At 44.5% G+C, this 22,788-nt stretch carries 20 protein-coding genes and 3 pseudogenes; 16 read left to right on the top strand and 7 right to left on the bottom strand.

Features of this window, described 5'->3' with window-relative positions; genetic code table 11:
* Nucleotides 1-27 precede the first annotated feature (27 nt).
* Together HFV01_RS16305 and HFV01_RS16300 are read right to left on the bottom strand one after the other, a co-directional pair.
* A complete protein-coding gene (locus HFV01_RS16305) occupies nt 28-1,293 on the bottom strand; it encodes a glycosyltransferase family protein (RefSeq protein WP_006626235.1) in 1,266 nt (421 codons plus the stop codon).
* A gap of 123 nt (nt 1,294-1,416) precedes the next feature.
* Nucleotides 1,417-2,043 (bottom strand): DUF6745 domain-containing protein, encoded by a 627-nt coding sequence (locus HFV01_RS16300; protein WP_006626234.1) that lies wholly within the window; start codon nt 2,041-2,043, stop codon nt 1,417-1,419.
* Between the two features lie 603 nt (nt 2,044-2,646).
* Here HFV01_RS16300 and HFV01_RS16295 point away from each other — a divergent pair.
* Nucleotides 2,647-3,690 (top strand): phosphotransferase, encoded by a 1,044-nt coding sequence (locus tag HFV01_RS16295; protein WP_193520218.1) that lies wholly within the window; start codon nt 2,647-2,649, stop codon nt 3,688-3,690.
* On the opposite strand, the gene HFV01_RS16290 is transcribed toward HFV01_RS16295, so the two are convergent.
* Nucleotides 3,687-4,238, bottom strand: coding sequence for a peroxiredoxin family protein (locus HFV01_RS16290; RefSeq protein ID WP_006626231.1), 552 nt, complete (start codon nt 4,236-4,238; stop codon nt 3,687-3,689). The genes HFV01_RS16295 and HFV01_RS16290 overlap by 4 nt on opposite strands.
* A gap of 393 nt (nt 4,239-4,631) precedes the next feature.
* Between HFV01_RS16290 and HFV01_RS16285 the strand changes: the two genes are divergently transcribed.
* The 4 genes and pseudogenes from HFV01_RS16285 to HFV01_RS30835 form a co-directional block, all read left to right on the top strand.
* A complete protein-coding gene (locus tag HFV01_RS16285; protein ID WP_193520217.1) occupies nt 4,632-6,785 on the top strand; it encodes a VMAP-C domain-containing protein in 2,154 nt (717 codons plus the stop codon).
* Nucleotides 6,786-6,798: 13 nt separating this feature from the next.
* Nucleotides 6,799-7,842, top strand: coding sequence for an AAA family ATPase (locus HFV01_RS16280; protein WP_193520216.1), 1,044 nt, complete (start codon nt 6,799-6,801; stop codon nt 7,840-7,842).
* Nucleotides 7,842-9,344, top strand: a pseudogene (locus HFV01_RS16275) (SAV_2336 N-terminal domain-related protein); the annotation flags it as partial. The gene HFV01_RS16280 and the pseudogene HFV01_RS16275, both read left to right, overlap by 1 nt.
* Nucleotides 9,345-9,482: 138 nt before the next feature.
* Nucleotides 9,483-9,839, top strand: a pseudogene (locus tag HFV01_RS30835) (sigma-70 family RNA polymerase sigma factor); the annotation flags it as partial.
* Nucleotides 9,840-10,096: 257 nt separating this feature from the next.
* Here the strand turns inward: HFV01_RS30835 and HFV01_RS16270 are convergent.
* Nucleotides 10,097-10,282 (bottom strand): hypothetical protein, encoded by a 186-nt coding sequence (locus HFV01_RS16270; protein WP_193520214.1) that lies wholly within the window; start codon nt 10,280-10,282, stop codon nt 10,097-10,099.
* A gap of 41 nt (nt 10,283-10,323) precedes the next feature.
* Here HFV01_RS16270 and HFV01_RS16265 point away from each other — a divergent pair, with 41 nt between their 5' ends.
* The 9 genes and pseudogenes from HFV01_RS16265 to cysH all read left to right on the top strand — a co-directional run bounded on the left by HFV01_RS16265 (nt 10,324) and on the right by cysH (nt 17,463).
* Nucleotides 10,324-10,755: a CHAT domain-containing protein gene (locus tag HFV01_RS16265; protein WP_315639274.1), complete on the top strand. Its 432-nt coding sequence runs from the start codon at nt 10,324-10,326 to the stop codon at nt 10,753-10,755.
* Between the two features lie 428 nt (nt 10,756-11,183).
* The gene (locus tag HFV01_RS16260) at nt 11,184-11,816 is read left to right on the top strand and encodes a DUF488 domain-containing protein (RefSeq protein WP_006626224.1); all 633 of its coding nucleotides are present in this window, start codon (nt 11,184-11,186) and stop codon (nt 11,814-11,816) included.
* Complete coding sequence (locus tag HFV01_RS16255; protein ID WP_006626223.1) at nt 11,806-12,252, top strand: DUF488 domain-containing protein; 447 nt, start codon at nt 11,806-11,808, stop codon at nt 12,250-12,252. The genes HFV01_RS16260 and HFV01_RS16255 overlap by 11 nt, the downstream gene beginning before the upstream one ends.
* Before the next feature lie 9 nt (nt 12,253-12,261).
* Entirely contained in the window at nt 12,262-12,903 is a 642-nt protein-coding gene (locus tag HFV01_RS16250) for a dual OB domain-containing protein (RefSeq protein ID WP_006626222.1), read from the top strand.
* Between the two features lie 310 nt (nt 12,904-13,213).
* Nucleotides 13,214-13,789 carry an RNA-guided endonuclease InsQ/TnpB family protein gene (locus HFV01_RS30830; protein ID WP_006626220.1) on the top strand — a complete coding sequence of 192 codons (576 nt, stop codon included), beginning with the start codon at nt 13,214-13,216 and terminating at the stop codon, nt 13,787-13,789.
* A gap of 51 nt (nt 13,790-13,840) precedes the next feature.
* Complete coding sequence (locus HFV01_RS30825) at nt 13,841-14,233, top strand: RNA-guided endonuclease InsQ/TnpB family protein (protein WP_315639236.1); 393 nt, start codon at nt 13,841-13,843, stop codon at nt 14,231-14,233.
* Nucleotides 14,234-14,833: 600 nt separating this feature from the next.
* Nucleotides 14,834-15,409 (top strand): annotated as a pseudogene (locus HFV01_RS32125) (IS607 family transposase); the annotation flags it as partial.
* A gap of 37 nt (nt 15,410-15,446) precedes the next feature.
* Nucleotides 15,447-16,514: an RNA-guided endonuclease InsQ/TnpB family protein gene (locus tag HFV01_RS16235; protein ID WP_235720277.1), complete on the top strand. Its 1,068-nt coding sequence runs from the start codon at nt 15,447-15,449 to the stop codon at nt 16,512-16,514.
* A 127-nt stretch (nt 16,515-16,641) separates the two neighbouring features.
* Nucleotides 16,642-17,463 (top strand): phosphoadenosine phosphosulfate reductase, encoded by an 822-nt coding sequence (gene cysH, locus HFV01_RS16230; protein ID WP_006626217.1) that lies wholly within the window; start codon nt 16,642-16,644, stop codon nt 17,461-17,463.
* A gap of 267 nt (nt 17,464-17,730) precedes the next feature.
* On the opposite strand, the gene HFV01_RS16225 is transcribed toward cysH, so the two are convergent.
* Nucleotides 17,731-18,249, bottom strand: coding sequence for a heme-binding protein (locus tag HFV01_RS16225; RefSeq protein ID WP_006626216.1), 519 nt, complete (start codon nt 18,247-18,249; stop codon nt 17,731-17,733).
* Nucleotides 18,250-18,254: 5 nt separating this feature from the next.
* Nucleotides 18,255-19,226: a thermonuclease family protein gene (locus HFV01_RS16220; RefSeq protein ID WP_006626215.1), complete on the bottom strand. Its 972-nt coding sequence runs from the start codon at nt 19,224-19,226 to the stop codon at nt 18,255-18,257.
* Between the two features lie 445 nt (nt 19,227-19,671).
* Between HFV01_RS16220 and HFV01_RS16215 the strand changes: the two genes are divergently transcribed.
* A complete protein-coding gene (locus HFV01_RS16215; protein WP_046321254.1) occupies nt 19,672-20,595 on the top strand; it encodes a MauE/DoxX family redox-associated membrane protein in 924 nt (307 codons plus the stop codon).
* Here HFV01_RS16215 and HFV01_RS16210 read toward each other — a convergent pair.
* A complete protein-coding gene (locus HFV01_RS16210; protein ID WP_006626213.1) occupies nt 20,592-21,485 on the bottom strand; it encodes an ATP adenylyltransferase family protein in 894 nt (297 codons plus the stop codon). The two genes, HFV01_RS16215 and HFV01_RS16210, sit on opposite strands and share 4 nt — an antisense overlap.
* Nucleotides 21,486-21,772: 287 nt before the next feature.
* Here HFV01_RS16210 and dusA point away from each other — a divergent pair, with 287 nt between their 5' ends.
* Entirely contained in the window at nt 21,773-22,777 is a 1,005-nt protein-coding gene (gene dusA / locus HFV01_RS16205; protein ID WP_438861248.1) for a tRNA dihydrouridine(20/20a) synthase DusA, read from the top strand.
* Nucleotides 22,778-22,788 lie beyond the last annotated feature (11 nt).

The following is a 22,788-nucleotide window of genomic DNA, read 5'->3' as shown; positions in this document are numbered from 1 at the left end:
AGAAACAAGACGAGAACCCACAACAGTCTAATTTGCTTCCGAGTCAGCCTCCGGCGAAGGTTCACCAGCATTTTTTTCGGTAAGTTCCCTCCCTTGTACCATATCGCGCCGGGTGGCTTCCCGTAGTTGTTCCCGCAGGGCTGGCATTACCGCTAACGCCCTAGTCCAGTCAGGAATTTGCGCCCCCGCTGGGTTGCGGAAATATTCGTCCCCGGCTTCTGCGATCACCTGTTCAAAGATTTCTACAGTCATTTCTTCCTGGTGGCGATCGTAGTGTAGGTTATTAAATCGGGCATCAAGAAAATATTGTCTCGTGTAGTCTTGTGCTTCTCGCCGAAATTTTACCCGCAAAGTATGGATTTGTTCCCGGCTAATGGTAACTCTTTCCATTTCTACTAGGGTTCTGAGAATTGAACGGAAAATATCCCGGCACATCTTCCGCAGGCCTTCATTGCTGGATCTTCCTAGGCTTTGATGTTTATGGTCGAAAATCCCTAAGTCGATTTGGGCGATACGTTTATCGGCAACATTGCGGTAGACTTCTGCTAATAACCCGATTTCTAACCCCCAGTTACCCGGAATGCGAGTATTCAGGGCCAGGTCATCGGTCAGGGCAAATTCTCCCGACAGGGGGTAACGATAGGCGCTAAGATACCGGAGGTAATTGTTATAGCCAAATACATCCATCATTGCTGTCAGTAACGGTGTCACAAACAGACGCACTACCCGACCATGAAAACCTAGGGGTTCCCCTCCTATGCGCGCGTAGTAGGCTTTATTGAAGGCCAAGCCTAAGTCCTTCTCCACTAGGGGAAATAACAATTTGAGCGGATAGGATTTATCATAGGTGGTAATATCTGCATCATGGAGAGCGATCGCTTCCGCTTGCAGGGATGCTAAACCTAGTCCTAACCATACCGCTTGACCTTTACCTTTAAAACTCAATAGATCTAGCCCCTTTTCCCTTAATTTGTTCAAAAGTTGAGTCACGCGGGGTCCGTTTTCCCAAATTACTAGGGTCGGTTGGGGCATGATTTCAAAAAATTGAACCGTGCTGGCATATTGTTCTAAGGTGGTTGCTCGCACACATATTACAACAGTTCTGACAAATTCACAGTCTTTTAAGCAATCGCGAATTTGAGTCAGCGCCGGTCTTTCTAGTTCTTCATACAACGCCGGAATTAGGACGGCTGTTGGGGAAATTTCACTGAGTTGGGTTAAGCGACCTTCTAATAATTCTAGGTCACAGCCAAAATCGTGGATTGTGGTAATTAATTCTTGTTTATAATCCATAAAAAAAGCCCAACTCTCAAACCATTAGATGCTACAATTGTAGAATAGATGGTAACATTTTTATCTCGATATGGCTAGAATTGAACGAGACATTTTGCCGATCGCATAATCATTAAATATTGTTTAAGTTGACACTGCAAATTCTTCCGGGTCAATCCCCCAGTTCACCCACTTAATCGCCGCCCTAGCTGAGGTCATATCTGGGGGAACCCGCAGGACATGAATTGATTTGGTACTCCCACAGGTCATTTTTAATAATAAAATTGGCTCGTTTTCCTGATAGTTATCAATTTTTAATAAATTATATTCCCGCCAATTATCTAATTCTACCGAATCGAGTTCTTGGCAAATTCTGCCATAACCTATCCCCTCAATTAACACCCTTATTCGTTCCGCATTTGGTTCCGTTAATAACCATTGTGATTGCCATGGATTTGGGTGCAGTTTGCCGTATTTTTCCGGTAACCTTACCCCCTGGACGTGACAGCAAAATCCATCGGAAAATTCGATGGCGGCTTCCCCTTCGGCGTGGAGGCGATCGCTTTCATCCACACTATGACGGATTAACTCAACCCCCCATAGATAATCTTCTCGGAAAATCCAGCCATGATGGGCGTAGACCTGATAACCGTCCTCAAATACCATAGCGGGTTTGGCGATCGCGTGCAAGCGAGACCTGTTATCTGTTAACCTCGTGAAATCATGAGGCTGATTAGCTTTTTCCTTGGCTGATTTAATCAGACATCTCATCACTTCCATGTCCCATTGATTTAATTGGTTTCATATTCCCAGCTATCAGGTCAGCCATAGCGCATAACCACTACAAAAACTGTAATCAATTTTACCAAATTTGAGGATAGTTGCTAAGTGATCAACCAGAAATCGCAGATTTTGTTCAAATCAGACTTGCCAAAAAATTCGATTTGTAGTATGGCTTGGTGGAATGGCATAATCGTCCATTATATCAGTTTTCGGGAAAAATACAAATAAATAGTTAAGAATTATTGACCGGGAAAATCATCTGGAAAAAAAATATAAAAATGTCATTTTTATCTTACAATTTTAGGCTAGAAGAAATATGATAATGAATCAAATGGTGTGATCGATTGGTGGTTCAACGTCGCCATAGCTTGTCATTTATACCAAAAAGGTTTGATAATTTTTGATGGTAGAAATAACCGGATAGTTGAGGGAATCAGGCGAGGAATCAGCCAATTGATCCAAAAAAGGGAAATAGTCAATACAGATGCTACCAACAACGGAGGGAAACCGTTAGCCAGCTAAAGCGATCGCATCTGTGTGGGACCAGAGAAGCCGTCAACACTCATCAAATAACTTTGGAGGTATAAAGCCATGATTGCTGTTAGTCGCACCAAAAGCAAAGGATCTAGACTAAGCCTAACGACTACAGAAGAGACATTTCCCGTCAGTTACTCAACCCTAGCCTGTGATGCTTTACTTTCCAAGGTACTGCCTAAGTATAGACTCGAAGCAGTCCAGAGTTGTGAATTTTGGCATCGAGGCTTGAGTGATATATATGTAATCGAAACATCGATCAGATCCTACATTCTCAGAGTGTCCCATCATCATTGGCGGTCCAGGTCAGAAACCCAATTCGAGTTAGACCTGTTGGACTTTCTGCGGAAACGAGATATTCCCGTTTCGCACCCGTTAAGGACTTGGGAGAATCAACTGTTAGTAGAAATTAATGCACCGGAGGGGAAACGATATGCAGCCCTGTTCACCTACGCATCAGGACAAATCCCCCTAGGAGACTTAAACTCTAGCCAAAGTCGCCAACTAGGTCAAACTGTCGCCCGTCTTCATCAGGTTTCTCGTCACTTCCATACAGACCATTACCGATCGCCACTAACCCTAGAATACCTCTTAGATCGTTCCGTAGAAGCGATCGCCCCCTTCCTACAATTGCGATCGTCTGACCTATCAGACTTACATAATACAGCAGAGACAATCCGGGCTCAACTAGCTGATTTCCCCAAAAACGCTGACCTATGGGGAATTTGTTGGGGAGACCCCCACAGTGGAAACGCCCATTTTACCAATTCAGGAGATATCACCCTATTCGACTTTGATCAATGTGGCTATGGTTGGCGCATTTTTGACATCGCCAAATTTTTACAAGTTTCCCTACAAGCCGGGTTAGGACGTAGTAGCCGAGACGCTTTTATACAAGGATATCAAGATATTTACCCCCTCACTGATTGGGAAAAATATACCTTACCCGCCTTCACCCAAGTTGCCCAAATTTGGTCCTGGGCGATTAGCTTACAAAGCGCCAAAATGTACGACTACAGCCGCTTAAATCATGGTTATTTTTCTCGTTACCTACAACAGCTCAAACGCTTAGAATCCAAAGATTGGCAGCCTGGTTTTTAATTAGCTAGTTCATCCAGAACACTCAGCAGTTTAGGGACTGTCGCATTGGGTTCAAGAAACGAAAATAAATGGCGATATTGTAAGATTCCCTCACGGTCTAAAACAAATTGAGCCGGAAGAGGTGCGCCCAAGGCTTGACCTACATGATAAAGTCGGAAAATACCACAGCTAGAATCACTTAACAACGGCATTTTTAGACCTAAATCTTTAACCACGGTCTGGCTTTGTGCTGTGTCTGTACTGGTAATCATCAATATTTCAGCGCCACGCTCCACAAAAGCTGCATAATTTTCATTGAGAGCTTTTATGTGGGGGTAGCATAGGGGACAATACTGCTTTTCCGTAAAAATTCGCGTAAACGCCAGAATAACAGGCGTATTACCTCGGTATTCAGACAGACGCACTTTCCCATTATTCGTGATGTCTGGTAATTCAAAGTCTGGGGTCTTTTTCCCTAAGTGTAAAGTCCCAGTCGCCGGAATGGGTAAAAAGTTTCGGAAAAATCTTTGATTCAGTAACCCACTAAAGTCATTGGAAGTTAGCATCATCTCAATCTCATATCTACTCTGCTTGATTAGCTATCAATGTAATTCATAATTATGTTAACTTCTGTAAAGAAATGTTACGAAATGTTACGAAATGTTACGAAAATTTTTTTTCTGGGGGGGTTCCTTGCTTTTTTGGGAAACCTGGGCTATACTTTTACATAATGGGAATATTGCTAATTTTTTTTAAAGAATAAATATCTCAATTATGAAACTGTACATAGATATAGTATCATGGCTTGGCAGCACCTGTCAAGCCTAGCGGCACAAGAATTCCCAGACAGCAGCAGAAGGTTAATCCGGTGGAATCAAAAATCCCAGAAAACCATGACCCCAGACATCAGATTTCTAGGCGGTTTCTGGTAGAATCAGTCCATGAGTTAGACGGAGCAGGATATGGCGGTCAAAAAGACCCTCTATCGGCTGGGAGTATTTGGAGCCTGCTATGTTGCAACCTGCACATTCCCCCCAGCCTTGGGTGTCGTGGGGTTACTCTCGAACCCAGAGGCTCAAGAGTTTTTGGGAGAAACTTGCAAGGCTATTGGCTCAGTTATAGCCGGAAATGTGGCGAATGAGTTAGGGGATGCCACCACCGGACATCCTGGGGTTTCTTTAAAAAACCAGGATTTAATTCAAGCCGTTGGCAAAGCGATCGCCGCCATTATTACCGATAAAGCCGTCCCTAAGTTTAAGCATGATAGAAAGACTCGTCACCATCTTCTGAAGATTGCCGAAATCACCCCCGACAAATGGGTAGATTTATGGAGTCGTTGGCTAAATGAAGAGACAGGAGAATCGGAAAGATACCCAGAACTTGGTGAGGGTAAACTCCCAGATATCCTGATTCCAAAGGGTGATGAAATCCTGGAACTGGAAGATTGGCAAGATATTTTTAGACGGCTGAATATGGAAGCCTGTCCGGGTGGAGGATTTCAGTTTCCTGATGGAGTTTCTGCCACAGTCTCCGAATTGCTTTATGATGAGTTCCCCCAAGCCTTCCGTCAAACCCTCAAGGAAGATTTTGCCGAAGATGGTAAGGCTTTCGCGGGGTTAATGTTGGATTTACTGACCAGGTTGCAGACTGACTTGGCTGGGCTAAATGAACAGCAAAATACTCAGTTTGGAAGTGTTTTAAGCCAATTACTGCAACTCAAAAATGACGGCGAAGCCAGTCAAGCCTATCAGATTCTAGAGTTTGCCAAAATCCAACAACATTTTGATGACTTACAGGGTAAACTTAAGGAGGTTAGCGAAGAACAACAACGGCAAACCCTGCGAGAGATTTCCGCAAGCCTTGAGTCGAGTTATGGCAGTATTCGAGAGATTTTACAGAGCATTCCCTGGCAACTTGAAGAACTTCAAGCCGGGGTTGACCAAGCCAATCAAGGGATTGAGGAAATCAAAACTCTATTAAAATCATCGACTATCCTCCCCATTCCTGGGATGTTTGAAGATAGAAAACCTATGAATTTTGAAGGGATATCGCAACAAATTCTTCAAATATTGCAGGGTATTGGTTATGATAAAGATGTCATAGAGTTTGCCCATACTGAATTACCAGATGATGCTATTTTAGAGGATAAATTTTCACCTTCTGAACTCAGCAGCTTGACCCAGATTTTGCGGTATCAATGCTTAGATAAATTCTTAAACTTATTGGAAAATCAGACATCCCAGAAAGAAGCCGATAATTTACCCCATCCCTTAGAGTCTTATGTGCTGGTTACTGTGGAGTCCCAGAAAAAGTCTGAGCAATTCATCGTCAAGGCTTGGCTAGTGAAGGATAATTCCTTAATCCAAAATGACCCCAATACCGCGTTTAAGCCGCTGTTAGATGAACCTGGGGAATATGGGTTAAGTTGTACTCAGGCGGAGATTCAGAGTGTGTTAAATCAATGTCTCAGAAAAGCCTTAAAGTTGCTGAGAGGAAAGCGGTATCATTTAACTATTGAAGTGTTTTTGCCCCAAGAGTTTCTCAGTACCGAAGTTGACCAATGGCAATTAGAATTTGACCCCATTGATAGTGAATTTTGTTGGGGAATGAGGTACGGACTGCGAGTGCGATCGCTTGAACGATTAAATCTCGATTATCTTGACAATTACCTCAATCAGTGGTATGAAAACTGGGGGAAAGTCAGCCAGATTTTAGACCAATATCCCCCGTTAGAAAGTTTTGAGAGCCTAGAAGACCTCCACAGCTTCAACTCTCGGCAACTGCCCCACCAATTAACCCAGAAAATAGGCTTAAAGCTGACTTGTCCCACCGCCTCTGAGCAGTTCCAGGTTTTAGTCAAAGCCATGTTACAAGCAGCAACACCGATCGCCCTTTGGCCCCGATGCCCTGATGCCAATTCCAACTATGCTGAGAGTATCAATCAACTCCTCACCTGTCGCCCTTTGCGTCAGTTAACGGAGTCAGTCCAAGAACTGCGATCGCAATCCCGAGGAAATGGACCCGATCATCTCGGATGTCATTTAGGCTTTCTCTGGGAAGACCCTTATCGTCTCACCCCTGAGATGATGATTGAACTCATGCAACCCGGAGAATAACCCACCTAACCCTATGAACACCTGGAAAATCTTTCAAGGAAATCATGACCCCCATGATGGGATTGAGAAATTGCCGCCGCCTCCGAGTTGGCGACAGTTTACGGGAGTAGAAGAGAGTTTGGTGGCAGAAATTGCCAGCCGCTGGAACGATTTTTTACAGACTTTGGACTCGGAAACTCGCGACCAAAAACGGGGGAAAAGTTTTCGGATTCATAGCCCTGAGACCCAGGAGCAAAATCGGGTGGTGAATATGGTCAATGCTGCCTTATATCTGAGGCGACCCCTGTTAGTAACCGGGAAACCGGGAACGGGGAAAACCTCCTTAGCCTATGCGGTGGCTTACGAATTGAAACTGGGTCCGGTGTTGCCGTGGTATATTACCGCTCGTTCCACCTTGCAAGATGGACTCTATCGTTATGATGCGATCGCCCGTCTCCAGGACGTTCAAATGGGCGACCAAAGTAAAGATATCGGTCGTTACATCACCCTCGGTCCATTAGGAACCGCCCTCTTACCCGCTCATCGTCCCAGAGTTCTACTCATCGATGAGATTGATAAAAGTGACATCAACCTCCCCAACGACCTCCTCAACCTATTTGAAGAAGGGGAATTCCCCATTCCCGAACTCGCCCGCATTAGCCCAGAGCAAAATCAAGTCGAAGTCACCACCGCTGATGGAATTTCAGTTCCCGTCCAAAATGGGAAAATTCGCTGCTGTAACTTTCCCTTGATTATCCTCACCAACAATGGAGAACGGGATTTTCCCCCAGCTTTTCTCCGGCGTTGTTTAAGACTATCCATGCCCTATCAACCCAATTCTACCGCCTTAAAAGAAATTGTCGAAGCCCATTTAGGGGAAGATAGCCTCACCCAAAACCCCGCAAAAATTAATCAACTCATCGACCAGTTTATCAAGCGTCGCAGCCAGGGAGACCTCGCCACCGACCAACTCTTAAATGCCATTTATATGGTGACGCGAGACTTAAAACCGGAAGTCAGCGACGAGCAAGATTTGGTAACAATCTTAATGAAGTATCTGAACAGTTCAGAAGACTAATGAATCCCGACTTGGTTCAAGCCTTACAACAGGAATTTCAACTCTCCGCCCAAGATATTGCGGATGTCTTTTGGCTGGCTTGCCACATTGACCAATATTCTGAATCTGTAACCCCCCCAGAGGAAGCCAGTGCTTCTCCTGGGGCTGAACCCCCCACCGACAGCAGCAGTTCATCCCAACCGCCCACAGAACCAGCCCCTCAACCCCCTACCCCAGAGGATTCCGCCACAACCCCTCCAGAGAATCTCCCAGAAAACCAACCTCCTGCCCCTGCTACCCCAGCAACCCCCCAACCGCCCCAAGGGGAAATTGTCCCTAAACCGGAACCCAGTCAAACCGCTGCGGGTGGAGGGGGTTTACCCATTCGAGTTTCCGATGCCCCCTCACTCCGGGAACCTCTGACCTTAGCCAGAGCCTTAAAACCCCTGATGCGTCGAGTTTCTGGGGGACGAGATTGGGTGATTGATGAAGTCGCCACTAGCGAACAAATTGCCAGCCAAGGGATTTGGATTCCGGTTTTAAAACCTCGCCTAGAACCTTGGTTAGACTTAGATTTAGTGATTGAGGATTCCCTCTCGATGTTGCTGTGGCGGCATACCCTGCGAGACTTAGAAAAACTCCTCAAGAACTATGGAATTTTCCGAGATGTCCGAGTTTGGAGTTTGCTCACCGATAACCCGGAAGCGGTCAAAATTCGGCGGGGGATTGGGGCAACGGCGAAACATCAAGCCCCTCGCAGTCCCAAGGAATTAATCGACCCCACTGGGCGACGGTTAGTGATTGTGGTGAGTGATTGTGTCTCGAAAGTGTGGCGAGAGGGGAAAATGACTCCCATTTTAGACCTGTGGGCGAAACGGGGGTCGATGGCTATTTTGCAGATGCTGCCTGAATGGATGTGGAAAAGAAGCGGTTTAGGTTGGGAAGCGTTGGTGAGGTTACAGGGACTCAATCCCGGAGATTGGAATCAGAATTTAAAGGTTGATGAATTCCCCTTGTGGTGGGATGAGGAAGTGGCTCATTCGGTGGTGAAAGTGCCGATTTTTACCTTAGAACCGGAATCCGTAGGGACTTGGGCGCGATTATTGGCGGGGAAAGGTAAAGTTTGGGCGGCAGGATATCTATTTAAGTGTGCAGAACATCAAGGACGGAGGCGCAGACCCAATTCTGGGGGAGAATTGACGGCGGAAAAGCGGGTAAACGGGTTTCGGGCAACGGCTTCTCGGGTAGGGCGGAAATTAGCCGGGTTGTTGGCGGCAGCCCCTGTGATTACCTTACCTGTGGTGCGGTTGATTCAGGAAAATTTGTTAAAAGAGTCGTTGCCAGTCCATGTAGCGGAGGTGTTTTTGGGTGGGTTATTGCAGCCGATATCGGAGATTAATATCGATACTGACCCAGAGTTGGTGCAATATGATTTTATGCCGGGAGTCCGGGAGTTATTGTTAGAGTTGATGCCGGTGGATGAGACGGTGAGGGTGATTGATGAGATTTCTGGTTATGTGGCGAGGAATTTGGGCTTTGCGGTAGAAGATTTTGGGGCGATTTTGAGAAATCCGCAACAGTTAGGGGAAGGGGAAGTTCAGGGGAATGCGATCGCTTTTGCCCGGGTAACGGCTCAGGTTTTAAGGTCATTGGGAGGAGCATATATAGAGTATGCGGAACAGTTGGAATCCTCCTCTGTAGTTGAGGAACCGCCCCCACCTACCGAAGAGCCAGAGCCGGGGGATTTCATTGAATCTGATGGTGAAACCCCTGAAGCTCAAGTCTCTAAAAAGTTGTTGCGCGAAGATCTTGAAAGTGTCTTAGATACATTAAGCCCCAGTGAACGGGATATCCTGCGACTTCGTTACGGGCTCGATGATGGGCGGATGAAAACTCTTGAAGAAATCGGCAAAATTTTTAATGTGACTCGCGAACGCATTCGCCAAATTGAGGCTAAAGCGTTGCGTAAACTCCGCCATTCCGATCGCAATAGTATTCTTAAAAAGTACATTCGCTAGTTTGCGCAGATATGGCTTCCTGTGGGTCATGGTGATCAATAGTAGGCTGGGTCATGATGCAGGGACGTTTCAGACAGACTACAGATCAGGGCGATCACATTTTTGAAGACAAGGAAAAAGCTGGGGTTTCTTGGTTGGAACTCCCAGTTTTTTTCAGAGGTTGCTAGAGGTTTGGATGGAAAGGTTTGAGATCCCACATTTTGAGGCCATAACAGGCTCAACACTGCTGCCACCATTAGAGGAAGCCCCACAATTCGTTAGCGCAACCCCAACTGGCGATAGTATTTCAATTGCTCGTGAACCACAGGTCTCAACAAGTCGCTCAGGTGGGCTTTAATCGCGTCGCTACTTGGCCCTGGCATATTGTGGCGGCGAGTATGATCTGGGTTGTTTTTGCGAGGACGACTCATTCCATCAAACTGCTGTCGAAAGTAGCTTGACAATTACACTCTAGCCTTAAGTTGTCACCAATCCCCTAGAACAAATCATCACCCAACTGAACCTGAGCAACTGCCGCCTTGTAACCCTTTCCGCCTCTGAAACTGGACAAGTCGCCGTTGACCAAACCGATGAATATATCAGTTTAGCCAGTGGATTTCTTTTGGCGGGTTCTGCTAATGTGGTCTGCTCCCTGTGGAGTGTACATGATTTATCCACTGCCATCTTAATGATTCGCTTTTATGAAATTCTCCACCAGCAGCCTAATTCATCAGTGGCTCCGGCGTTGCAGCAGACTCAGAAATGGCTGCGAGAAGCCACAGTGCAAAATTTGTTAGACTGGATTGATAGTTGTCCGGCGATTGCACCGAAATGGCAGGAGCAGATGAAATTTACCTTGCAATGGGGCAAAAAATCCGAGAGTCAACCTTTTTCATCTCCTTACTACTGGGCTGCGTTTGTGGCGATCGGGGGTTGATCGGGATAATTATAGCCCTGGGCGTTGGGGTAGTTACGGGTTATCAACTCCCCAGTGCCAAAATCCTGCTGCGTGTGCGAATACATTGGGGGCAATTTTCGCCTCCACCTCCCCGTTAATGTTTGCAGAAGCGATCGCTTTTCCCTGGGAAGCTAATCCGGGGGATAATTGGCCTATGGCATAGGGGTTATGGGATAGGGGTTATGGGTTATGGCCTATGGCATAGGGGTTATGGGATAGGGCGATCGCAGTTGTGCTGAGTTGCCCTTGTCTGATGAATAGTTAGATATCCCCCCTCTACCTGATTGGGAAACTGGTTAAGATTGACAAGCCAAGCGCGTCTGTACTATCATAATAACCACGGTTCATATACCTGGATGAACCCTACTATATAAGATGGTATGACTAGGTAACAACAGAGGAGCAGCATGGAGTTATTCAGTATCGGTCACTCTAATCATGAGATAGATGCTTTTATCTCCCTGCTCCAAAAGCATCAAGTAACCGCTGTTGCTGATGTACGTTCACATCCCTACAGCCGATTCTTGTCACATTTCAATCGCTCATCCCTACAAGAGTTTCTCGCTAAAGAGGGAATTCAATATGTTTTTCTGGGACGGGAACTGGGTGCAAGACCTAGTAACCCCGACTGCTATATCAATGGTAAAGCCGTATATGAAAGAATTGCCCTCACAGATGCGTTTCACCAAGGAATTAAGCGACTTCAGAAAGGTTTGAAAAAACATAAGATTTCGCTGATGTGTGCTGAAAAAGATCCATTAACCTGTCACAGAGCCATCTTGGTCTGTCAGCACTTACGGGATTTGGATATCCCTATAAATCACATCCTCAAGAATGGTGATTTAGAATCTCATGAGCATTTGGAAGATAGAATGCTTGTCAAGCATGGTTTTAGGGATTTTGGCGATTCACAAGAAGTTCAGCTTTCCCTATTTTCCCCCCAAATTTTACCGACAAGAGAAGAATGCTTGAGCCAAGCTTATCGACTTCAGGGGGATGAGATTGCTTATGTCGAACCGGATAATAGCCATGAAAAATAAGGTTGATTTATTCACCATAGGTTTCACTAAAAAGAGCGCACAAAATTTCTTTGAAACTCTTAAAAAAGCAGGTGTTAAGACAGTTATAGACACTCGCCTAAATAACGTATCTCAATTGGCGGGATTCGCTAAAAGAGCCGACTTAGAGTATTTCTTGAAAACTATCAACGATATTGATTATGTGCATATTTTAGACTTGGCTCCCACCAAAGATATTCTTGATGAGTACAAAAAGAAAAAAGGAGATTGGTCGATATACGAGCAGAAATTTTTAACGCTGATGGAGGAGCGTCAAATCGAAAAAAAACTGTCCCCAGATTTAGCTCATGGAGCCTGTTTGCTTTGCAGTGAGGCTAAACCTCATAACTGTCATCGTCGCTTAGTTGCTGAATACTTAAACCAAAAATGGGGAAATATAAACATTCATCACCTATAAGTCGTAAGGATGATGTCAAAATTAATTTGTCTTGCTAATTCTCGGAAGAACAATGACCGTTGTATTGCTGGGATAGAAATATCTACAGGTAAATGGGTTCGTCCTGTGACTAGATTGGATGATGGTCGCATTCCGGTAAATATGTCTCAGATTAATGGAAGGCTTATCCAACCTCTGGATATCGTTGATATACCTCTAAGTGATACAGGAAATGGATATGAATACGAGAATAGACTGATTTTAAGGGGTTCCTGGAAGCACATTGGCAGAGTTAGCCCTATGGACGTAGTTTGTTATTGTGATGATGAAATTATTCATAGTCATTGTCATGATTGGCTGAATGCTATCCCCTATTCATACATATCTTCATTGCCTCGCCATCAAAGACGTACATTACAAATAGTCAAGGTTGACGGGTTTAAAACTTGGTGCAATAATTACGGGAAGTGGAAAGGGGAAATTCCTTTAGAGGGCGGTAACAGCTTGGTCTTAAACGTGACTGATCCAGAGCTTTGTACTAAACTAGACAATGACTATATTTTAAGTCCTGAATGTCTGGTGGTTCTTAGCCTTTCTCAACCTTGGAAAAAGCGGAATTCTGATGATCAGCTTCTATGTTACAGGCTAGTGGTTGCTGTTCTGGAACTGTAAATAAACCCGCCCCGGCAAAAACCAACTTTTTCCTCGCAGACAACATAGCCCAAGTCCGATGGACTCAGGCTATGCTTTGATCATATAGGCCAGCGATTTTATAAAAGGGGTGCTGGCGGTTTACTAAAGTAGTTAATTCTCATCAAACCATGAGATTGTGAAGATCTTGTGGAGGAAATCAAGAAATTTTCACCAAAATTTTGGCTATGGATCTGACGAAAATCACACGGGATGCCCGCAAGCCCTCGTCTTTCAAGGGAGGGTTAGGGCGACTCGCGGGTTTTAACCCGCGTTTATTTTTTAGGCTATAATGGCTGATACCAGCGCGTACAGTGTCAAAATGTTGGTGATCGAATACAAAGTCCAACCCAAGCCACATCAAGTCGAAGCCATTGATGAAGCAATACGGACAGCACAGTTTGTCGGCAATAAGGTGCTTCGTTATTGGATGGACAATCGTGGCATAGGTAAGGTTGACTTATTTCGATGCAACACAGCACTGCGGAAGGTGTTTGATTTGGTCAAGGATTTAAACTATCATGCTTGTCAAACGACAGTTGAAAGGGTTCTCGGTGCCATTACTCGTTTTTACGAGAATTGCCAAAACCAGGTCAAGGGGAAGAAGGGGTATCCAAGATTCAAAAAACATTCTCGTTCGGTAGAATATAAAGTCTCTGGATGGAAACTATCAGACAATAAACGGCAGATCACTTTTACCGACCAAAAAGGTATTGGTAAGCTCAAGCTGATCGGCTCTAGGGATATTAATTACTATCAGCCTGAACAGATTAAGCGAGTGAGGATTATTAGACAAGCAGATGGATATTATGTTCAATTCTCCATAAAATTAGATCCTAGAGATACCATAACCCCTTTAACTCCTTAGGCCAAAAAACATTTAAGAGTAAGCAGACAGCGAGAAGAGTTTGTCAAAAGCGTGGCACTCCGTTTAGTCCAATCTAACGGTTTGGTAGTTTGTGAAGACTTGAATGTTCGAGGTATGGTTATAAATCATCGTTTAGCCAAGTCGATAACCGATGCAGGATGGGCTACTTTTAAACGATGGCGAGGGTATTTTGGGGATAAGTATGGCAAATTGGTTATTGCTGTTCCACCCCATAATACTTCTCAGAATTGTTCTAATTGTGACCAAAGGGTAGAAAAGTCGTTATCTACTCGCACTCATGTCTGCCCTCATTGCAGATATACAGACTTCCGTGATAGAAACGCTGCTTTAAACATATTGCCAAAAGGATTAAGTATGGTGGGGCGCACCAAATCTCAAGCTTCAGAGATTTGCCCTCTAGTTTGGTTGGAGAAATCCTGCTAAATTATGGCAAGTCTATGAATGAAGAATCCCCGTCTATTTAGAGCGGGGAGCGTCAAAACAAGGGTAGTTGCTCAGGGAATTTTTGGGTAAGATTTGTTTGGGTTATGCCTAAACCCGCTGTGGGGACTGCGGATAAGTCATCATACCGGACGATTGATTCTGTGGGTTGCACCACGGCTACTGCTGGAAGTTTTAAGATCTCAACACGCTGAAAGCTCGGTGGCTTGGTAGCCCCGTCTCTTTAACGGGGAGGAAAAGCGACAGGCGTGCTTACGCCGGCGGGTGCTATGGTATCATATAACTGCCTTCTCTAAGACCCGAATGAAAGGGGCTTAACATCCCGTGAGGGCAGACTTGCATAATGCAGAAATGTCGGTAGCAAAGTGGTTTCATCGGCGAGAGGCAAAAGGGACATCGAAAAAAAGTAAAGGGAAGCCTTATGGCTACCTATAGGGGCGCTTTGACTACGCCTGTGAGAACTTTTGGTTCATTCCCGAATCTCCGTTGCTTTAGCGTGGAGAGAGCATGATTTAATCACAAATTCGGTTAATATTTTAGGGCAATACAGTATAATAAGCGAGAAGGGTTGAGGATAAACCTATTGCCAGATATGTCAAACCCAAGGAAGCCACCCAAATCCTTGGAGTCCATGAAAGAACACTCCGCAGATGGGACGACAATGGCTCAATCGAGACCATCAGAACCCCCGCTGGGCAACGACGATACAACGTTGAGTGATATACTGCTGCCAAATCAGGCAGTGACAAACGCAAAGTCGTTATCTATGCCAGAGTTAGTAGCCGCGCCCAGCAGTCAGACCTCAACCGACAGGTGGCCGCACTGTCCAACCTCTACCCCGAAGCAGAAGTCGTCTCAGAAATCCGAGGCGGGCTCAACTTCAAGGGAAAGAAAATGCTGGCCTTACTGGGACATCATTTGTCAGGAGATGTCGGCATGGTTGTCGTTGCCCACAAAGACTGATTGGCAATATGGGGATTTGACTTGTTTCGATGGCTCTGTGAGCAAAACAGGTGTTCACTCATGGTTCTCAACCAGACAAGTCTCAGTCCAGAACCAGAAATGGTTGAGGACATCCTCGCCATCCTCCACTGCTTCAGTTCCCGATTATACGGACGGAGTAAATACAAAACTCAGGTCAAAGAAGATCCGGATTTACCCCAGCCCCGAGCTAAATCAAGTCTGGCGCAAATGGTTGGCCGCTTGTCGGTATTGCTACAACCAAGCAATTGCATTATCCCGGAGTGGTAAACGACTAAGCAAACTGAAATTACGCAACGAAGTGATGCAGAGCGACTTGCCTGCATGGGTCAAAGAAACACCCTGCCACATTCGGCAGAATGCTATCTTTGATGCCTATCTCGCCTTTTCAGCCAGTCCTGGCGCAAGGTTTAGGAGCTGTCGGGATAGTTCTCAAGCCATCAAGTTTAACGATGCTAATTTCTCTTCAGGGAGTTGGTATCCAAGACTCACGAAAGGATTAACTTTCATGGTTTCCGAACCCATCCCTAAAACTTGCGGGCAAGGGACTCAGTTGGTGTTTACCAAAGGTCGATGGTTGGCGATTTTCCCTGAACCAGTTGCCGTTACCCCAACTGACGCTACTGGCGTGATTGCATTAGACCCGGGTGTGCGAACTTTCATAACCGGGTTTGATGGTTCACGATTTCTGGAATTGGGCTCCGGGGATATTGGACGCATTACTAGGCTATGTCAACATTTGGATGATTTAATGAGCCGAATCGCCAAGGAACCCTGTCGTTCAAGGAGGCGACGGATGAGGCAAGCGGCTCAACGAATGAGAACCAAAATCCGCAATCTAGTTGATGAAGCCCACAAACAAATTGCTCACTACTTGACTCACAACTACAGCCTAATTTTTTTGCCCACCTTCGAGACTTCCGATATGGTTGCCAAGGTGAAGCGTCTAATCAGGTCTAAGACTGCCCGCGCCATGCTGACATGGGCGCATTATCGATTCAAACTAACCCTGAGACATCAAGGGGAAATAACTGGAACCACAGTTGTAGATGTGACGGAAGAATACACCAGCAAAACCTGTACTCACTGTGGTCATGTGCATTCCCAGCTAGGTGGCTCAAAAGTGTTCCGATGTCCGGAGTGTGGGTTCACTCTACCTAGGGACTGGAACGGTGCTTTTGGAATCTTTCTAAAAGCTTTGCGGGATACCGCCTCTGTTACCTTAACGGGTAATAGTGCTATCGTTGCATTGTCCGGGAACAACCGGAAAAATGTCGCGTAAATGTATCAGTCAAATATTCACAAGAAGGATGGTTATTCGTATGCCAACTAAGTGCTGCCCCTCGTTTACTCCGGCAGCCAGCCCAGCTGAATACAGCTATGGCGGGGGTCTCTAGGAGGGAAAAAAGATGACGAATTTGAGTCTAATTAATTCCAACGGACAATCTGCATCTATCCCGTCAGACCAAAACGGGTGCTGTGACGATCGCACTTTAGAGCAACTGGATCTCGATAGCATTAACGATCGCCTCAAAAATGCTAATGCTACTGATATTGTGAAATGGGCTGCGGAAACTTTTGGGTCAGGGTTGTTGATGAGTACCAGTTTCGGTATCCAATCGGCTGTGATGCTACATCTAGTTACCCAGGTAGTTCCAGATATTCCGGTGATTTGGGTCGATACGGGTTATCTTCCCATTGAAACCTACCGCTTTGCTGAAGAATTGACTCAGCGCCTCCAACTCAATCTGAAAGTCTATCAATCTTCCCTGTCTCCGGCTAGGATGGAAGCACTTTATGGTCGTCTGTGGGAACAAAATGATCTCGAAGCCTTTAACCGCTATGACCAAATCCGCAAGGTTGAACCTATGCAACGGGCTTTAAATGAACTTGGGGCTACGGCTTGGTTGGCGGGACTTAGGGCTGATCAGACCGCACACCGCCAAACTTTGCGTTCTATTGATTACCAATCGGGTCGTTATAAGGTTTACCCGATTCTTAATTGGCATTCCCGCGATGTCTATCAATATCTAACCGCCCACGACCTCCCCTATCATCCCTATTTTGACCTCGGTTACACTACTGTTGGTGATTGGCATTCCAGTCGCCCGGTGACTGATAGTGATCAAAGCGATCGTGATACCCGGTTCCGGGGACTTAAACAAGAGTGCGGCTTACACCTTCCCCAAAGCGACGAAGAAGCCAAGAGCTTGGATTCTAGTTCCCTCTAACATAGTCCCGCCTGTTATGGTTACACCCAGGGCGATTCCCCGGTATCGGTCTATTCTGATAATTAGATTAACTTTTGTAACAAAAAATTAATAATTGTTACAAAAATTTCTGGTTGGGGGTCGCGTCTTGATTTTGGGGTGAGGCTGTGGTATTATTTATATAATGGGGAAATACACATTTTTTTTTTGACTAAAACATTCCAATTATGAAAAAAGAATATGTCAATATTATATGATAAGTCGCCAAAACTTGTCAACCCCCAGCGGTTAACGGGGAGTAATGGGGATTTGTACTTCACTATATTTTAAATAGGGGGGAGTCATGGGGGAATTATAAAACAAGCGTCTTGGGGGTCCAAAAATTTGATATTCGGGATGCTGTTGTAACCAGTCTTTCAATTTATCCAAATGTATTTGGTAGCTTTCCCAGGTATAAGGACCTTGAATCCCAATGCTAACGACGATCATTTCTGGGGTATCTGTTACGGTGACATCAGAATCAACAGTTTGGGGATTAATTTCGGGTTGAGAATATAAAAAAGACACATCAGCCGCCGATGTTTCTTCCCAGGAATCTTCCTGTAAATATCGCGCCTCGACGGGGGTTGTCATGGCGATATTATTAGTGCTAATATGTTGAAATAGGGGGTTGAATGCCATGCGGGTGGCGATGGTTAAATCTCCCTGATGACGGTAGGTAACAGCCCGATAATGGGGGTATTTTTTAACTTCAATAGTTCCAATGGCTGTGGGTTCTGGGAATCCTTTTGGTAAATCGGCTGGCATTTTTCTTAACTCCTAGATTCAACAATTATCTTTGATTGTACATGATCAGGCTCCCCAAGTGCTATCAATTGCTGTAAGTGATGTGGTGTAGGACAAAAATCAGATAATTGCTGTGGGTGATTTATGGTGATTTCGGGTTTATCTCGATACATAATAACCCGACCAGTAATATAAACATATCCTCGACCGAGACCAGCATATCGACGATTAATCAATCGGACAATGGGTGCATTTTTATCGCTTTTGGCTTCTGGTATCCATAACTTGATAATATGGTCTTTTGACCCTGTATGAATTAAGGCACTATTACCAATCCATTTGGTGATACCATCTTGTAAGTCACAAAATACAGTAATCCATTGTTGACTAGCGGCGGCGGCTAGAATTTCGGGATAATCAAAACGGACAGAAAGCACTCCGGCTGTTTTGCCATGATGGCGATAATCTTGAATAATACTATCCCTTAATGACCACCAACAGCTTAATAGTTCATAATCACGAAATGGCTTATTTTGAGGTAAATTACGATTCCAAATGATGAGATTATGGGATTGAGCGATCGCTTCTGCTTCCATCATTTGGCGGTGATAAAATTGCGATCGCCCATATTTAATATAATAGGGACTCCAACCTTCTTGAATTAATCGCAAGTTATAATTATCATCGCCCTTATGAACATAGCAAATCAAACGACCATAGGTATCTCGGTATTTGTCTAAGCAGACTTTTAAGGAATCATGACTATCAAATTCCAAATCAACTTGGGTTAAGGTTCCATCAGCTTCGGTGAAGTATTTTTTAGCCATAGCTGAAGCCTCTATTCCGGTTTGCGTGACAGGTTTGGAACCTTTAGCAAATGATTCCTCGGTATCAACGCAATGCAATCGCAGAGGTTCTCGGCGACCATTTAGCAAGACTTTGATAGTATCTCCATCTACAACTTTAGTAACTTGTAGGTTGTTAATTCTAGTTCCCACTTTTCTATAAGTATACTGGTAATTTACAAGAGTCTTCTATAGCAGTTATTAACCTGACTGAATTATGAAGTATTAAGGGATTGTTTCATGGGTATTAATCAGATTTTAACTTATCTAATCCCTCACTGCTAACCCCTCTCCCCAATAGGGTAAGGGGAGTTTAGATGTAGATCAATCAGGAATTGCTATAGATTTTGTGTCCCTCCCAAATAAGCAAGCGATCGCCTCAGTTGGGGATACCAAAATGAGGTAAAGCTACTATTGAAGATAAACAATGATATCATAGATATGGGAAGGTTAAATCTTGAACAATGCAAAGTTTTATCACATAATTGTCAGATGTCCTTTCCCCAGTGTATATAGGTTTCCCTGGGTCTCTAGTTGATTCGGGGATAACCTGTAGGAAGCCCAACCCCTGTGATTAACGCTTAACCATGATTTAACTATGATATCCGCAACATTAGCTAATTTTGGTATTGTATTTGTCGGAAGTGTATTTTTACTAACAGCGATCGCCAAAATTATTGAACCTTGGAAATTCGCCCAACACATCGCCCAACTGAGGCTATTTACTTCTGGGTTAATTGAACCGATAACCATCACTTTTATAGCTGTTGAAGCGACCATAGGAACCGCGTTAATTTTCGGGGCGACACCCGCCATTATGATCCCGTTTAGTATCATAATTTTAATGGGTCTGTCGTGGTTAACTTATGGGAGTACATCGACGGGAAAAACGGAAGATTGTGGCTGTTATAATGGCTGGCTAAAAATCACCCCCAATCAAAGTTTACTGCTGAATTTATTATATATTATTTTCCTAGGTGTAGGTTTAATTGGCAACTATAACACAGGGACTATTTTATGGCGGTGGATGATTGTTATAGCGACGTTTTTAGTTAGCTATACAGCCGCCTCAGCTTCCCTAGCCTATTTAGATATTCATGGCTATCCATTCCTTGATTTAGCGCCGATTCAAGCTAACCGACCCTGGCAAAATCAATGGTTAGGAGAAGCAGTAGATTTAGACCTCAGTTTGGGTTCAAAATTAATCGTTTTTATGAGTCCCCGCTGTCCTCAGTGCAAGGACTGGTTACAGGTGTTAAAAATTGTCCATGATTGCCCGGAATTGCCTGATGTTTTAGGGGTTGTCGCGTTTACTAATTATGATGAAATGCGGTGGTTTGTTGATAGTTATCAACTCAATTTTTCGGTGGTCGCTTTAGATAGCGTAGCATACGATCGCCTAAAAATTGATACTGTCCCCACCGCTGTAATAGTGGAAGATGGTATCATCCGAGAAAAATGGGTGGCGGGAATGCCTGCATCATTTGTTCAACGCATTAAACAGGCGCTATCTGTAGCTTAAATAGGGAAAGCCACAGACTTGAGAATAGTTAAGGGTTGTTGTTGCTTTAGTTGTGCCAATTGTTGATGATTACGAACCAGTAGCGCCCCCGCAAACCCTAAAGAATTAACGGATATGTCGTCCCAACTTTCTTGCGATCGCGGTATAATTAACAGCCAATTTCGAGTCGCCAATAAGTTATAATGTGTGGCGGGTTTCCCATTATCATTAATTGAGATTTTCAGGAAATCCAAGGATTTTAAATACTCTGCCAAAGTTACTTGGGCGGCTAATTTATAATCATTGACTAAACCGGGTTCAAATAATGATAAAGTATGGCGAAACTCAAAGGGGGGTATTTTACCGATTGAACCGGAAAAAATACTAGATGCGATCGCCTTTTCAATCGGTACATTTAAACCATTAGGAATTAGGGGAAACGGCACAAGTTGAAGGTGTTTATGGCGTTGACTAGCCCCCGCCTCTCGACCACCATTATAGAAGGCTAAACCGTCAATTTCGGTCAAAGCCAGCCACATAGCCTCAAAATCTTCTAAGGTTAGTAAACTATCCTGTTCTTGAAAATCCCGCGTTACTATCAACAGATGATAATCAACGACATTAAACTTATTAAGTAAACCCACATGAGTAGCTGATAAATTCTCGACAAATAAATCAGGGTCATAAGGTAAAAAAGGATTAAATTCTACCCCGGTGGCGGTCTGGGTTTTTTCCTGCTTTTCCTGGACTGTAGCCTTGCGTTGTAGATTATCTATCACCCTGACCAAAAAAGGGATTTCCGCCTGTTCAATGAGCTGATAATGGGTGCTAATAGGCTGTAATGCACCGACCTCTAAAGCCCGTGCGGTTTGCTGTTGAAGTTTTAACAGTAATGTCCCTGGTTCTAGCATGGTTAATTATGGACTCAGTAAGTAATCAGTAAGCCCACTAATTATATCAAGTTTTACCTGTAATTTTTTGCCTAATCACGGGTTGATTAATATCGATGATGTCATGGGGGAAGATATGGCGCAGAGTGATGAGTTAATCCGGGCTGAACATTGAGCAGTTGGTGAGTATTGATCAGATATTTGGGCGGAATGGTTGGGGGGAAAGATTGCCATAAAAATTAGTCATGGTATACTATTATTAGATAGTCTTAGATACTCTAATTATAGTATAGTCTATGATTTTAAACATGACAGCTATCAGTCCACAACTGAGGTTAAGTGAGGACAATTATCAAAGTCATATCCTGAGTATTGCACCCATGATGGATAGGACCGATCGCCATTTTCGTTACTTCATGCGACAAATTACCCGCCGTCCCCTACTGTATACAGAAATGGTGACAAGTGCTGCAATTATTAACGGCGATCACCACAAATTACTGGACTTTTCACCAGAAGAAAAACCCCTCGCCTTACAGGTTGGGGGAGATGATCCTAATGAACTGGCGACCTGTGCTAAAATCGCCGAAGATTGGGGTTATGATGAGATTAACCTCAACGTAGGTTGTCCGAGTGCGCGGGTGCAAAATGGTAACTTTGGCGCTTGTTTAATGGCGGAACCGGAAAGAGTTGCTCAAGCCATCTCAGCCATGAAAAAAGCCGTTAATATTCCGGTAACAGTTAAGCATCGTATTGGTATCGATAATCACGATCGCTATGAAGATATGGCCGCATTTGTGCGGGTGGTCGCCGCCTCTGGGTGTCAGCGTTTTACTGTTCACGCGCGCAAAGCATGGCTACAAGGATTAAGCCCCAAAGATAACCGAAATATACCCCCCCTGCGTTATGGAGATGTTCACCGTCTCAAGGCAGAATTTCCCGATTTGACAATTGAAATTAATGGAGGATTTACTACCCTTGAACAGGTGAAACAACAACTCACAAAAGTTGATGCGGTAATGATTGGTCGCGCCGCCTATGATAATCCCTATTTATTTGCGATCGCTGACCGAGAAATTTACGGCGAAAATATCAACCCACCCACCCGTCATCAAGTAGTAGAACAAATGCTTCCCTATATCGAAAATTGGTTAAGTCAGGGAGGGCGACTTAACAGCGTTGTCCGCCATATCCTACAACTTTTCGCTGGACAACCAGGGACTAAAGCCTGGAAGCGATATTTAAGCGAAAACGCACACCTTCCCGGTGCTGGGGTGGAAGTAGTTAAAGCCGCTTTAGCCGAGGTTCCCTGACTCCCAAAAGC

It is taken from the genome of Limnospira fusiformis SAG 85.79 (assembly GCF_012516315.1).
GTDB classification, from domain to species: Bacteria; Cyanobacteriota; Cyanobacteriia; order Cyanobacteriales; family Microcoleaceae; genus Limnospira; species Limnospira fusiformis.
The sequence above is the reverse complement of the archived record's forward strand: the minus strand, read 5'-3'. Positions and strand labels throughout refer to the sequence as shown.